General features: G+C 42.7%; 12 protein-coding genes. 10 read left to right on the top strand and 2 right to left on the bottom strand.

Annotation, left to right across the window (positions count from 1 at the left end; genetic code table 11):
* Positions 1-37 precede the first annotated feature (37 nt).
* The 10 genes from BMX56_RS14855 to BMX56_RS14810 all read left to right on the top strand — a co-directional run bounded on the left by BMX56_RS14855 (position 38) and on the right by BMX56_RS14810 (position 11626).
* Positions 38-2428, top strand: a complete 2391-nt coding sequence (locus BMX56_RS14855; protein ID WP_090649359.1) for a hypothetical protein — start codon at positions 38-40, stop codon at positions 2426-2428.
* Positions 2404-3093: a hypothetical protein gene (locus BMX56_RS14850; protein ID WP_143065452.1), complete on the top strand. Its 690-nt coding sequence runs from the start codon at positions 2404-2406 to the stop codon at positions 3091-3093. Before BMX56_RS14855 ends, BMX56_RS14850 begins: the two co-directional genes overlap by 25 nt.
* Before the next feature lie 274 nt (positions 3094-3367).
* On the top strand, positions 3368-4087 hold the full coding sequence (locus BMX56_RS14845; protein WP_090649353.1) for a hypothetical protein: 720 nt from the start codon (positions 3368-3370) through the stop codon (positions 4085-4087).
* A 61-nt stretch (positions 4088-4148) separates the two neighbouring features.
* On the top strand, positions 4149-4853 hold the full coding sequence (locus BMX56_RS14840) for a hypothetical protein (RefSeq protein ID WP_090649350.1): 705 nt from the start codon (positions 4149-4151) through the stop codon (positions 4851-4853).
* 187 nt (positions 4854-5040) lie between these two features.
* Positions 5041-6171: a tRNA guanosine(34) transglycosylase Tgt gene (tgt, locus tag BMX56_RS14835; RefSeq protein WP_090649347.1), complete on the top strand. Its 1131-nt coding sequence runs from the start codon at positions 5041-5043 to the stop codon at positions 6169-6171.
* An 83-nt stretch (positions 6172-6254) separates the two neighbouring features.
* Positions 6255-7358, top strand: a complete 1104-nt coding sequence (locus BMX56_RS14830) for an LptF/LptG family permease (protein ID WP_177183827.1) — start codon at positions 6255-6257, stop codon at positions 7356-7358.
* A gap of 52 nt (positions 7359-7410) precedes the next feature.
* Positions 7411-8313 carry a DMT family transporter gene (locus BMX56_RS14825; RefSeq protein ID WP_090649344.1) on the top strand — a complete coding sequence of 301 codons (903 nt, stop codon included), beginning with the start codon at positions 7411-7413 and terminating at the stop codon, positions 8311-8313.
* A 1070-nt stretch (positions 8314-9383) separates the two neighbouring features.
* Complete coding sequence (locus BMX56_RS14820; protein ID WP_090649341.1) at positions 9384-9662, top strand: LapA family protein; 279 nt, start codon at positions 9384-9386, stop codon at positions 9660-9662.
* 4 nt (positions 9663-9666) lie between these two features.
* A complete protein-coding gene (locus tag BMX56_RS14815; RefSeq protein WP_090649337.1) occupies positions 9667-10554 on the top strand; it encodes an NAD(P)-dependent oxidoreductase in 888 nt (295 codons plus the stop codon).
* A gap of 187 nt (positions 10555-10741) precedes the next feature.
* Positions 10742-11626, top strand: coding sequence for a polysaccharide deacetylase family protein (locus tag BMX56_RS14810; RefSeq protein WP_218152422.1), 885 nt, complete (start codon positions 10742-10744; stop codon positions 11624-11626).
* A gap of 392 nt (positions 11627-12018) precedes the next feature.
* On the opposite strand, the gene BMX56_RS14805 is transcribed toward BMX56_RS14810, so the two are convergent.
* Positions 12019-13905, bottom strand: a complete 1887-nt coding sequence (locus tag BMX56_RS14805) for a S9 family peptidase (RefSeq protein WP_090649334.1) — start codon at positions 13903-13905, stop codon at positions 12019-12021.
* A gap of 129 nt (positions 13906-14034) precedes the next feature.
* A complete protein-coding gene (locus tag BMX56_RS14800; protein ID WP_090649331.1) occupies positions 14035-14556 on the bottom strand; it encodes a hypothetical protein in 522 nt (173 codons plus the stop codon).
* Between the last annotated feature and the right edge of the window lie 357 nt (positions 14557-14913).

Raw genomic sequence — 14913 nt, 5'->3', positions numbered from 1 at the left:
CTTGTAAACTTAACCTACACTTTTTAATTCCATTAAAATGGCAATTTCAGTACATGACAAAAAAGACTGGGCCGATTATTATAAAAACGCCCAGCTATCAAAAGATAAAATACCATGCACAACCGCTACAATTCCCTTTAACGGTCAGCTTATTTTCCGCGACCTGTTTGTGGATATGGACGAAGTATTGGCAAGCGCCGATAAAAACAAATCGGTTATTGTATATATCATCGCAGATATTGTAAAGATGCCGGCTGCCAATATCCAGCTTTTTAACCGCGGGATATTTATCATTAGTCGCAGACTGGTTTGCAATTCATCGGTGGTTAACATCGATTTTAGCTCAACCAATGCTGCAACTTTTATGCTATTTGCCACAGAAATTAGCGGCAAACTTAAAATAAACACTTTAGGCCCGCATTCCGATGAAAATAAAAATTTCGCCATCGCCGATTTTCCAGGCTTAGGTATTCATGTTAAACACGCTAATTATAAAACTCAACTGGTCGACTTGTATTCAAAAGACCTTAAACTCATTACAGATAACCCCGTACATCCCCTGCCTGGCATAGAGTTGCAGCTCACACTTTCCTCTCTTTACCAGTTTAGTACACGCCTTGTAGATGCCGAACCAGGCGCGGCAAGGGCTATACTTAGCTGGGTTAAGGCTGCTTCTCAAAATAACGTTGTCCTCGCCGATCTTTATTACCAAAGCTCGGCCCTGTTGGGCGAACTTACGCTTGAAGCAAGTAATTTAAATTTTATACCGCAGCTTAGCCCTGCCATTTACGAAACACTTGCCACCGCCTATCTGGCATCTGTTGGCAATTATGAAACTCAATACAACCTGGTAACCCAGGACGCGGTAAGTAAAGCCGATCAGATTAGGGCCGGAAACCAAATGCTTACTTATTTTAATAATACCGCTGCATTTACCGATAGCTTAATAAAACAAGCTGTATCTAACCTTGATGCCGCAAAAAATGCATACGAACAGGCACAAGCCAACATGACATCGGCAAATATAGCCAGTATGCGGGCTGCCGCCGATTTTAAGGCAGGCGTAGCGATATGGGAGCGCGACCAAACCTTAAAAGCTGCTTTTCAGATATGTATGGCCGTGGGCACTTTTGCAGCATCCATAGGGGCAATGTGCGTTGGCGATGTAGCCGCTGCGGGTGCTACCGCCGGTGCGGTGGCCAAAGCAGGAGAAGCCGCCGCTGCGGCAGCAGATTCGGCAAAAACAGTATCAAAATTTGCCACGGCTATCGGCAACTTATCCAAGGCTATGTCAAAGCTCGAAAACATAGCAAAAATGCTGCAGAACACTTTTAAATTCATGAATGATTTAAGAGAGGTTGCCAAAAGCATGGATTATACTAAAGCTGTTACCGACTTTGAGATACCTGATTCCGGTGACATTTCCAGCCAGGCCGAGTGGGACATTTTTCGGTTACAGGTAGATGATATGATGAGGGGTGCAGAAGGTGAAAGCATTGCCGGCGCTACAGAATACCGGCAGCAACTGGATATCCTTTCGATATACGGAAAGGCGCAATCAGCCGCGCAGGCAGCCATGGTACAGGTTACCCAGGAATTGGCCAGGCTATATATGCAAAAAAAGGTAAGCGCAAACATGATTGAATCTTATAAAGACTATCTTAAAGCGCTGGAAGGAGATATCGCGACAGATAAAAACACCCTGCATAACGTTTATGTATTGCAAATGAACATGAAAACTTATATGTACCTGGCTATCAGAAATTATACCCGGGCATATAAATACTGGGCCTTGCAGGAATCCACAGTCGCTCCTTCTATTTTAAAAACAGCCGCGCAACTTACCAATGATCTGGCCTCGATGAAAACGGATTATGCGGAGGCACTGGGGAAATTTGAACCGAAGCCGCAGGATTTTAAAATATCCGAAGAGGGCTATAGTATCCATATTACTGATACAGACGCAATTGCGGCATTTATCAAAGATGGGCAAATTACCATTGCTGTTGGAACGGATTCAGAACTGTTCCAGGATATGGACCGGGCCAGGGTAACCAGCGTACAGGCGTTAGTACATGGCATCGACGTTGCTAAAATGCTTAAAGTAAGCATCCGCACTTCTGGTGTATATGCCGACCAGTACAAAAAACAGAAATTTAGTTTTAGCAGCAAGCCCGAAAAACTCACATTCGGATATCATGAAGAGAATGGTAAAATTATCACCGACATTCCGGGCGAGATTAGTAAGGAACTACAGGCCGCTTACTTTCAACCCTCCCTTTTTACAGAATGGACTATCTCGGTAGATAAAAAGGTGCCCCGTAGCCAGGTGAACAAAATAACACTATCATTTGCAGGCTCTGCAATACAAACAAAGTCGCTGAAAAAAAACAGTATAGAAACATGGGAATTACAGGCAGATCACTGATAACTTTTGATATGGGGGCGCTGTTTACCATACCCAAAACGGATATGGATGCCATTAAAGCCCGTGTAAAAACCTGCAAACAGGGAGAGGCTATTGAGGACGTGATTAAGCAGCACCTTCCTCATTTTCCAGATGCACTTGCTGCAGCCTACCTGTGGGACACTGACATTGCCCCGCAAATGAAAGCTCAATGTAACCTGTTGATGGGATACGCCTCAAAAGCCAGGGCTGATTTTTCGGCACTGGATAATACGGTGCAGCAATTGATTAAAGATAAGCAGGATATGACACCCGCAGTGCAGCAACAGGCAACGGTAGCGATAGCGGCTTTATATGGCTCAACCCAGGCTTTATCTGCTTCTTTCATCAATATTGTAAATCAGATAGTAGCCTTCAATAAAGCCAACCAAAGCCTCGATATTGATATTGCCGGTACAGAATTTGGTTTTATGAAAGAAATAACCGCAAGCTTAGCGGTGCTTGACCATGCCACCGGAAGCATTCGGGGGGCATGGTCGGCACTTGCCGATGACCTGGAAGCCCTTGCAACAACAAGCCCGGTTGATTTTACAATCCCCCTCATCGCCGGGCTGAACATTTCTGTAGCCATAGCAGCATGGGATCAGCTTCAAACAGAATGCGATGCATTTTTGAAGTCGCAATAAACGGTTATCGCATTGGGAAATCGCGGTTATAGGTTTTTCGCGCAGAGTTGAAAAGATCGCTAAGAAACTCCTAAAAATACAAAAAACAGACCGTCGTTGCGAGGTACGAAGCAATCCCGAACTATGTGGGACTTTGCATGTCGGGGATTGCTTCGTACCTCGCAATGACGGATAGTTTACTATTGATTAGCGTCTTTGCGCGAAATAAAACTTAACATTTTTAAAGCCTTTACAAGCACATTTACTTCTATAAACCAATTTAATCTACAAAATTATGCCCCCAATTAACTATGCCAGTCCTATGCAGGGGAAATTATTTTCACTGGCACAAGGCAAAGGCAGTTTAAGTGGTCTTTTTCAGGACGAAGTTATCATTTGGGTGCCCAGGCCCGGTTACATGCCCATCCCGCCGGCAGAACGTGTAGATCTGGGGATAGACAGGATTACAGATATTATGAGTAATAATTTAATTGATAGCTGTATCCAATGGTCATTCATCAGCCTGACTGACAACAAATACATGCTTACCTGCCGTAGCCCGCGGACAGGCAAAACTCACGTAATGACTTGCAGCGAGTACCCCAATATTTGCCAAACGGTTAAAGTAAATCATTTTGATCTTCCTGTTAATACAGAAAATATAGACCGGAGCAACCAATTCACATTGACCTATGTAGAACAAAGCCCCTGTTTTTTTTATTTAAAAAATGCCGATAATTTGTACCTGGCTACAACCACAGAATCTGTACAGATATTGGGGCTAAACATTGGGATATTAACCTTTTTTACCGAAGATCAAAAAAACAACCCGGCTATCAACGCCAATTGCGTTTGGTTCATCGATACCGTTGTTGACAGGATTCGCCAGGTGGCCGGTGATATCGTTTTTATCGACGATCAGGATATTAAACGGCCTGTATCGTTTGCCGACATCTCTGAAAAAGTGAACAAAACTATTGACATGGCTTACCTTAACACCCTGATGGGAAGATGAGTTAACCCCAAATTGGCCAGCATCGTAAATCTTATTCTATAATCAATTAATCTACTATATCATGCCCCCAATTAACTATGCCAACCCCATGCAGGGCAAACTATTTTCGCTTGTACAAGGCCGAGGCAGTTTAAGTGGTATCTTTCTGGATGTTGTTTTTATTTTGAATCCCAGGAACGTTTACGTACCCTTAGATAGCGAGATAGACAGGAGTACGCATATTGTTAGTAATAATAGTATAATTGATGAATTTATACGATGGTCATTTATTAGCCTGACTGACAACAAATATATGCTAACCTGCCGTAGCCCGAGAACAAGCAAAACCCATGTAATGACTTGTAGTGAATATCCTAATCTTTACCAAACTGTTAAAGCCAATACTTTTGATCTTCCTGTTAACATCGAGGATGTAAACAGCGCAAACCAATTTACCTTGACCTTTGTAGACCAAAGCCCCTGCTTTTTTTATTTGAAAAATGCCAACAACTTATACCTGGCAACCACCACAGAAACTGTGCAGATATTCGGGCGGACAATAGGGTTATTAACCTTTTTTTCCGAAGAACAAAAAAACGCACCTGCCATCAACGCCAGTTGCATTTGGTTTATCGACACCCTTGTTGATAAGATACACCAGGAGGCTGATCATACCTTTTTTATTGACGATCAGGATGTAAAAAGGCCGGTATCGTTTGCCGATATCTCTGAAAAAGTGAACAAAACTATTAATATAGCTTACCTTAATGAGTTAATGGGAAGATGAGTTGACATAAAGGCGCAGGGCTTCTTCCCAATGTCATTAAGTTAAGAACTTCCCGATGATTAAGCCCACCTTAATTCTTTCTGCCGGTTAGCAGAAAGAATTAAAAAAAGTGTAGTTAAAGTCTCCCCAACCGGGGGAGATTTAGAGGGGGCTGGTAGTTTTTTTTTGCTAATTTTACCCCCTCGAAATGAAATTTAAATTAGCAGCACAAGATCCTCTATCAAAGGCCCGTGCCGGTGAAATCACCACCGATCATGGCACTATTGAAACCCCCATATTTATGCCCGTTGGCACAGCCGGCACGGTAAAAGCGGTGCACCAGCGCGAGCTTAAAACGGATATAGAAGCACAGATTATATTAGGAAACACCTATCATTTATACTTGCGCCCCGGCCTTAATACGCTGGAAAGCGCCGGCGGCCTGCATAAATTTAATGGCTGGGACGGCCCTATTTTAACCGATAGCGGCGGTTACCAGGTTTATTCGCTTACCGAAGTACGTAAGATAAAGGAGGAAGGCGTAACCTTCCGTTCGCATATTGATGGGTCAAAACACCTGTTTACACCCGAGAATGTGATGGATATTCAGCGTGTTATTGGCGCCGATATCATCATGGCTTTTGACGAGTGTACCCCCTACCCCTGCGAGTATGGTTATGCGCGGCGGTCGATAGAAATGACGCATCGCTGGCTTAAACGCTGCTGCGACAGGTTTGATAGCACCGAGCCAAAATACGGCTACAGCCAAACACTTTTCCCCATTGTACAGGGCTCGGTTTATAAAGATTTAAGGGTAAAATCGGCCGAAGTTATTGCCTCATTTGAGCGCGAAGGGAATGCCATAGGCGGCCTTTCGGTAGGCGAACCAGCCGAAGAAATGTACGCCATGACCGAAATTGTATGCAATATTTTGCCCGAACACAAGCCTCGTTACCTGATGGGCGTAGGCACCCCCATCAATTTATTGGAAAATATTGCCCTGGGAATTGATATGTTTGATTGCGTTATGCCTACCCGCAATGCCCGTAACGGCATGCTTTTTACCAAAAACGGCATCATTAATATCAAGAACGAGAAGTGGAAAAACGACTTTAGCGCGATAGAAGACGACAGCGATTTATTTGCAGATAAGGAATACAGCAAGGCTTATTTACGCCATTTGATCCACTCGGGCGAGATGCTTGGGGCGCAAATTGCCACCCTGCACAATCTCCACTTTTATCTGTGGCTGGTAAAAGAAGCGCGTAAAAAGATCATCAGCGGCGAGTTTTATGCCTGGAAAAACGTGATGGTGGGCCGTTTAGGGCAGCGATTATAATTGCAGGACGATCAAATAATGCGCCGTAAAAAGCGTTGCTTACATAATATAAACCATGGCTTTAAAAAACATTTAATCTGCCGATGAGGACTTTTATACACCGGTACCTGATGGTTATCGACAGGTTTATTATTAAAAAATACCTGGGCACATTTGTGTTTACGATGGCTATTTTCGCGGCTATTTCGGTGGTGTTTGACATCTCCGAGAAGCTGGATAACTTCACCAGCAGGCACGCTACACTGCACGATATTGTATTTAAATACTACGCCGGTTTTGTGCCTTTTTACCTCAATTTGCTATCGCCGCTGATTAACTTTTTGGCGGTAATTTTCTTCACGGCCAAGATGGCAAACCAAACAGAAATCGTTCCCATCCTGAGCGGCAAGGCCAGTTTTAACCGCTTTTTAAGGCCCTATTTTATTGCTGCATCGCTCATATTTGTGGTATCGTTTTTTGCCAATGTGTACCTTATCCCGTATACAAACCACCTTAAAAACGATTTTGAGAACGCCAACGGAATCACCGATAACGACCCTACCAAGAGCGAGGTGCACATGCAAATTGATAAACATACCTTTGTTTACCTGGCCAATTATGACCCAACAGTGCACACCGGCTACACCTTTATTATGGAGAAATTTAACGGCGATACCCTGCGCGAAAAGCTCATTGCCCAGCAGGTAACCTACGATTCTGTAAAAAGGATCTGGGCTTTAAAGAACTACGATGTTAGATATATAAAGGGTTTAAAGGAACAATTCATCCACAATCCGGGCCAAAAAGACACGGTACTGGACATGCACCCAACCGACTTTATTGTGTACGATAACGTATACGCGGCGATGTCTTTAAGCGAGCTGAACAAGAATATCGATAAGGAAAAGCTACGCCGGCCGGAGGTTTTAAACAACCTTTATTACGAAAAATATCACCGCTTTGTGTACCCTTTATCGGCATATGTTTTAACGATTTTAGGGGTCGCGCTATCGTCCCGCAAGGTGCGTGGCGGCGTAGGATTGCCACTTGGGATTGGGATTTTGTTGTGTTTTACCTACATCATTATCGAGAAATTCTCGATCGTATTTTCGATAAAAGGCGGTGTCCCGCCAATTTTTACGGTGCTAATTCCTAATACATTATTTGGCATATTAGGTTATTACGTGTTGTTAAAAGCACCTAAATAGTGTTAAAAAGTGTTTTAAAATTGCTGGAAAGTTGAAATAAATTGTCGAAAAATTGGATAAAAATAGCCCAAAAGCGCTCAATAAGAACCTGATTATACTCCATTTTACAGTTTTTATCTGGGGTTTTACCGGTATTTTGGGTCAATTAATCACCATTTCGGCAGTACAATTGGTGTGGTACCGGGTGCTAATTGCCTTTGTTTCGTTGTTTTTATATTTTAAATTCAGCAAAACCGATTTTAAAGTTGAGCGAAAAACCATGCTGAAAATGGTTTTTACGGGCGCTTTGGTGGGCGGCCATTGGATACTTTTCTTCGCTTCCATCAAGCTTTCTACGGTGCCGGTAACACTGGTTTGCCTCTCCAGCATCACTTTATTTACTGCCATTTTTGAACCCCTGATTAACAAAAGCAGGATCTCTAAACTGGAAATCATGGCGGGTTTATTAATCATTACCGGCATCATTTTAATTTTCAAATTCGAAACTCAATACACTAAGGGAATCATAGCCGGGCTGGCAAGCGCAGTTTGCGCGGCGCTTTTTGCCATTATAAACTCGCGGTTTGTTAAGAAAAGTGAGGCTCCTATCATTGCCTTTTATGAGCTCACAGGAGCATTTTTTTGGATCTCAATGTACCTTTTTGCAACCAACGGATATAACCAAAAACTACTTTTAAAACCGGCAGATATTGGCTACCTGGTACTGCTTGGCACGGTGTGCACCTCGCTTGCTTATGTTGCCGGGGTATCCGTCATGCGCGAACTTTCGGCCTTCCGGGTAGCGCTCATCACCAACCTGGAGCCGGTATATGGCATCATCATGGCTTTTATTTTCTTCGGCGATATGAATAAAATGTCCATCGGTTTTTGGGCGGGTTCGGTACTTATCCTGTCCACCATCTTCTTGTACCCGGTTGCACAGTCGCAAATTGCAAGGCGCAAAAATCGCGGCTAATCTTTCCATTATCTTTAGCGTTACGCTGTTCTTTTGAATCAATCCTCCCTGTTATTTTTATTGGCTGCCGGTAGTCCCTTTGCCAAAAAAAGTTGTCGTTCATCCAGGTATTCTTTGCGCCAACAGTGCCTGAGTAGGGGATAAATTCATGTGCTATAAAATGCCATTTTTAAGCCCTGTGAGCGATTGTAATTTTCCGGCACATTCCAGCCTGTTTAAATCAACGTGCGTCGATTAGCGCCAAAATTCAATTTTTAGTTAGTGTATTAAAATTCAAAAATGGAAAACTGTTGGAAAAATACCAAAAGGAGATTTATATCTGATAATTTCTTTGATAAAAATTAAAAATCATGTTTTTTAATATATTTTAATTAATTAAAAATCAGTAATTTATATAATTCATCAGAAGTAAAAATTAAACAAAAGAAAGCTAAGTCAAACCATAAAAAACTAAAAAAATTAGTAAGCAAAAAATATGTCAATTAATATGCGTATACAAATCATTAAATGAGATACTTAAAGCATGTTATTTAACCAAAAAATACAGATTTAGAATTAATACATAGCAATACATCAAAGTGTACCGAATGAAAAAATGAGAATTCAAATTAAATGAAGGCAGGTATCGGTTTTGTATACAGGACTGAAAACTGAGCAGCAAAAATTTACTTCTCATCAACGAATACAGCGAATGAATCTGGCTTTTAAAAACGCCGAAATATTAAAGTTAAGATCGTACACCGCCATAAAAAACGCCAACAAAAATTGTCCAGCAATGACGACTGACTGCCCGGCCACTTCCCCACCAATAAAATTCACAGATGAAATCAGTCCGATTTTTTTCGCGACGGAATTTCGCTTCAAATTCGTGAGGCGAAAAAATACATGTACAGACAGAAAAATCAGATCGGGAATAATTACAAATTTGGAACATCAAACTATCGGCCGTCCCAGTGTCTCAGATCTCACATCTAATATCTCAAATCTCTCCACTATCTAAAACGCCCTTTTATTTCAACATTAAAAACTGCATCTTGTATTAACTGTTAACTTTATTAAATCAAAACATCATGAGCATAAAAACCATCACAATAATTATCATCACCATTTTGCTTACGGCCGCTCTTGCCCAAAATACCGACAATGTAACCTTCGCGTTTTTGTTCATGAGTTTCAGGGTATCCAAACTGGCCATCATGATCACCATGACCCTTGTAGGTTTTGTCCTGGGCTTTATGGTTGGCCGCCCCAAAAAAGCAAAATATGATATTGAAGGTTACCACGACAACATCCACCAAAAAGAAGATAAAAATACACTAAGTGACGAAGACAGGGACTACATTAACTAACACTATGAAAAACAAAATCGGATTTATCGGCCTTGGCAACATGGGCATCCACATGGCCAAAAACCTTATCGAGGCAGGCTACCATCTGCAAGTCCATAACCGCACCCTCAGCAAAGCCGACGAGCTTGACCAGGCCGGCATCACCAAATGCCAAACACCTGCCGAGGCGGCCGCCGGTGTACCTATCGTGATCACCATGTTATCGGAAGATGAGGTGCTGCGAGAATCGGTTACAGGGCCCGACGGAATTTTAAAAACGCTACAGCCAAATGCTGTGCACATATCCATGAGCACCATATCGCCCGAAACAGCAGTTGAGCTGGCCAAAGCCCATGAGCAGGCGGGCAGCCATTACCTGGCTTCACCGGTGTTCGGAAGGCCCGAGGCGGCAGCGGCAAAAAAACTTTTCATTTGCGTTTCCGGGCCGCAGCAGGTAAAAGATATTGCCAAACCAGTACTCGATTGCCTGGGCCAGGCCATACACGATTTTGGCGAAGAAGTTGGCGGCGCCAACGTGGTGAAGATTGCCGGCAATTTCATGATCATGGCATCAATGGAGATGATGGCCGAAGCTTACACTCTTGCCGAGAAGAATGGCCTTGACCGTACGCAGGTGGCTAACTTTTTTGGCTCAACGCTCTTCAACGCCCCCATTTACCAAAACTACGGCAGGCTGATTGCAAACAAGCAATATGAACCCGTAGGATTCAAAGCCAAATTAGGCTATAAAGACGCCCGCCTTGCCTTTAAACTATCGCAGGCGAGCTACACACCCATGCCACTTGTAAACGCCGTGCACAGCCGCTTATTGAGCGCCGTAGCAAAAGGACTTGGCGACAGGGACTGGGTAGAAGGTTTTGGCCGCGGTGTAAGCGAAGATGCAGGACTTTAGGATTTCGGAATTGGGATTTTCGATTTCGGATTTAGTTTGATTACAAATTTGAAATGAGATTTTTTGATTCAGGGTGTAGGAAATTTCCGTCTTGATTCTTGACTCTTGATTCTTAACCCTAAGAAAATCTCAATAAAATCCTAATTTCGCCGTTGTTGAACTAATTAAAAAAAACATCCACTATTTTATGATAAAGAAAACATTTGTATGGATGGCAGTTTGCGCATTGGGCGCAACCATGTCATGCCAGGGAAAACCAACCGACAAGTCTGCCAGTGCATCTGCCACGAGCCCTGCGCCTGCTTCGGCCGCCTCTGTAGATAACAAAGCTGTGATGGCCCGCAAACAGGTGCCCATCGTTTGCTACCACCAGATACGTGATTGGAAGCCTACTGATTCCAAAGGAGCCAAAGATTACATTGTTCAGGTTGCCGCATTTAAAGAGCATATAAAAATGCTGGCCGATAGTGGCTACCATACCATCCTGCCCGATCAGTTGTACGCCTACCTTACCACGGGCGCGGCGTTGCCCAAAAAACCAATCATGCTTACATTTGATGATACCGATCTTGACCAGTTTACCATTGCCAACCCAACGCTTAAAAAGTACGGGTTTAAGGCAGTTTATTTTGTGATGACAGTATCGTTAGGCCGTCCGCATTATATGACGGCAGACATGGTTAAAAAGCTATCAGACGAGGGCAATGTAATTGCCAGCCATACCTGGGACCATCACCGGGTAGATAAGTACTCGCATAACTCTGAAATTAAGATCAAAGGCAAAAACGGAAAAATAACCACGAAGCCAGTTGACGACTGGGTTACCCAGATTGACAAGCCTACCAAAAAACTGGAAGAAATTACCGGTAAAAAAATAGAATATTTTGCCTACCCATTTGGTGTATGGAAAAAACCGGTATTGCCGGAAATTCAAAAGAAAGGTTTTAAAATAGCCTTCCAGCTTGCCGATAAACGTGACCCTGATTATCCGCTGATGACGGTACGCCGTATTTTAGATAGTGGCTACTGGACAACTAAAACTTTCAGCAATAGCGTAAGAAATAGTTTCTAAGCCACCTAACCCCCTGAAGGGGGAATGTGAAAACGGCCTTTCTTTTTTAAGAGGGGCCGTTTTTTGTGATCATCGCCACTTCAATGCAATTGGTTATTTCGTTAATAAGATAAAGCATTGAAAGCCATTTTACAATTTGCCATTGCGAGTACATATCAGGATGATCCTGAAAAAAACAGGGATTACATGTTGGCTTTAGAGCCTCGCAACAACCATGTCATTGCGAGTGTAGCGCGGCAATCGCGAACTCTGCAAGTCCACCCTGTATAGTTCGCGATTGCTTCGTTCCTCGCAATGACATAGATTTCGTTAAAAACAACATTGATAATCAGTTATTTATAATCATGTCAATATAAAGAACGAAGCAATGATATCAATGTGCAAACTTAGTCCTACTTTTTCCCAGCCAAATACTTATCTAAAAACGCGAGGGTTTTGTTGGCTGTTGTTATCTGGTCATCTTTTTTGGTAAAGCCATGGCCTTCGTTGGGATAGGTGATGTATTCCACCGATACGCCGTTCTTTTTAACCCCATCCACAATTTCCTTACTTTCAATGGGCAGCACCCGCACATCATTCATGCCCTGGAAAACAATTAGCGGCTTGTTGATGGTTTGGTAATGGAACAGAGGCGAAATCTTTTTCAGGTGTACACTATCAGCCGTGTACGGATCGCCCAATTCCTCGTAAAGGGCTTTACGCTGGGCCTCCCAGTACGGAGGGATACTTTTGAGTGTCCGCATCCAGTTGGCCACGCCAAAGAGGTCTACACCCACTTTAAATTCGTTAGGGTGAAAGGCAAGGGCACCCAGCACCATGCAGCCGCCGTAACTACCACCCAGTATGCCTATTTTGGCGGTATCGATGTAGGCTTGTTGCTGCAACCATTTTTTACCCCAGATGCAGTCCTTTAAATCGCCGTTGCTGTGGTCTTTGTTATCCAGCTTGTAAAAAGTTTTACCATAACCGCTGCTGCCCCGGTTATTAACCGCCAACACCGCGTAGCCATGGTTTACCAAAAACTGTATTTGATTACTAAAGCTGGTTGTGGTTTGGCCGCCCGGCCCTCCGTGTATCCAAAGTATAGCCGGCACCGGTTTATCTTTGCCGGCATTTTTGGGTTTGTAATAAATCGCCGGAATTTCCAACCCGTCAAAAGATTTAAAATGGACAACTTCTGCACTTACCAAATCATCACTGCTTACCGCCGGGTTTAGTGTGCGGGTTATCGGTTTTAATTCCTTCCTATCAAAATTGTAAACGTACAGGTTATTCGGGCTTGTGCTGCTACCTACCGTAAGCATTATGTTTTTCTCGCTTGGCGAAAACACTGCCGACTTAGCCTCGCCATCTTTAATTTCCGGAAAATCCATTTGTTTACCGGTACTATTATCAAACAGCAAAACCTTGGTTTTACCATCGGCATTTACATACACGGTGTAATATTTTTCCAGGTCGCTTAGCTCCATGCCAACAACATCCCAGTTGGTGCTGTAAACCTTGGCGGTTGCCCCGGTTACCAGGTTATATTTTACCAAATAACTAAATTCACTTCCGTCGTTGGTAATGTAGTACAGACTCGAATCGCCTTTGGTAAAAGCCGCCGGGTACCAGGTTGCGTCTTTATCGTTACTTAGCTTTTTGGTGGCTTTTGTCGTTCTGTCATAAAGGTACAACTCATTTTCATCAGTCGTGATAGATTTGGTTAATGTGATGTACCGTTCGGATTTTGAAACAGGGCCGGGCGAATAGCCGTCGTTGTTTTGATATAACAACTCATCTTTCCAGTTTTTCGCATCAAGTTTATAAACGTCAAAAAACTTAGGGTCGCGCTTGTTACTTACAACGTAAAGGTACTTTTTATCGGTACTCCAGCCGTTTGTACTATTGGTAGTGTTTGCCCAAGGTGTAAGATCCTTCACCGGCGAGCCATCTGCTTTTTGCAGGTAAATGTGACTATTTTCGTTACCACCCTGGTCGGCGCTGTATAAAAAATCGTTGGTGCCCGGCACGTAGCCTATAGAAAAATAGGAATCTTTAGTTGAATGGGTGAGCTGTTTTGATGAGGTATCGGCCAAATTAATGGCGTAGATGTTAAATATCCCCGTGCTGTTGTCCTCTATCAGCACTTTGGTTTCATCGGCATTAAAGCCCGCCCCTGCTATTGATTTATTGTTATACAACTGCTCAATGGTGTATGATTTTACATCGGCAGGCTTGTTTGTGCTTTTGCACGCGCTGAACATTACAGCCACGGCCAGTAAGGATAGGTATTTCATTTTTAGGTTTAATTTTCAGCAAGTTACAGCAAATATCCTATAAAAAGCAAACGTGTTAAACCTATTTTAAATGAGACTCGACAACTTAAGCCGACAATCGTTTAAATAAATATTTAGTAAAAAAATTAACTAAACAGTGTAGTTTTTACCAATTAACAAATCGCTCAATTTAGTCTCAAAATAATCTGTAATTACATAAACCTCCTCCGTTCCGTCGAAAAGCAGGTATGCGCGAAAATCCAGATCATAAATCGATTTCACTGGGTAATTAATCGCCTTTACCCTTGCTCTATTTGTTCTCATCGTGATACTTTGCGAGGGCTTGTCAATAAAAAACAAGATTTGGTAAGGTGAGGTAATTATTTCGATCACATCTGTTGATACCTCAATTGCTACCGCCGTTTTGACTACAGTTTTTCCGGGTGAACTGATTTGAGCATACTGAATGCCGCCAATTATTAACACGCCAAGTGTCATAGTAACAATAAACACAGCATCAATTGTTCTACCTCCTTCAATATATAGCTTGATGGCAAGATACCCAAGCACCAATATCATAATAAAAATATTTCTGATGCGCATTTTAATGTCACGACTAATACAATTGCGTATGGTATCGGAACTAAAACTTCCTAATTTTTCGTTAAGCATTTAAATAACATTACGTAAAGATACTTGTAACTACCAACGTATTCAAAAATGTCTTAATGAAAAGATTTCAGGTCTCGCAAAGCCATTTTATATCTCTTGGAAGAGATATAAATAATTTACGCAACATGCTTTGGTTTCTACCAATAACATCATGGGCGTTGCCTGCGGCCGCGCTCTACGCTTATACTGCACAGGCATTAAGCGCGGGGCAGGTATTCGCTGCAATCGCTAATGTGCAGAAGAAGTATTGAGTAACCACCAGCCTACGCTGGAAAAAACTGCTATGAGAAAGGCACCATTGCGAGTACCCACCAGGTAAAACCTGCAAAAAAATCGTTATAACGTGAAAGGGATATA

The organism is Mucilaginibacter sp. OK283, assembly GCF_900110415.1.
Lineage (GTDB): Bacteria > Bacteroidota > Bacteroidia > Sphingobacteriales > Sphingobacteriaceae > Mucilaginibacter.
Note: the sequence above shows the minus strand (reverse complement) of the source record. Positions and strands in the feature narration are given on the sequence as shown.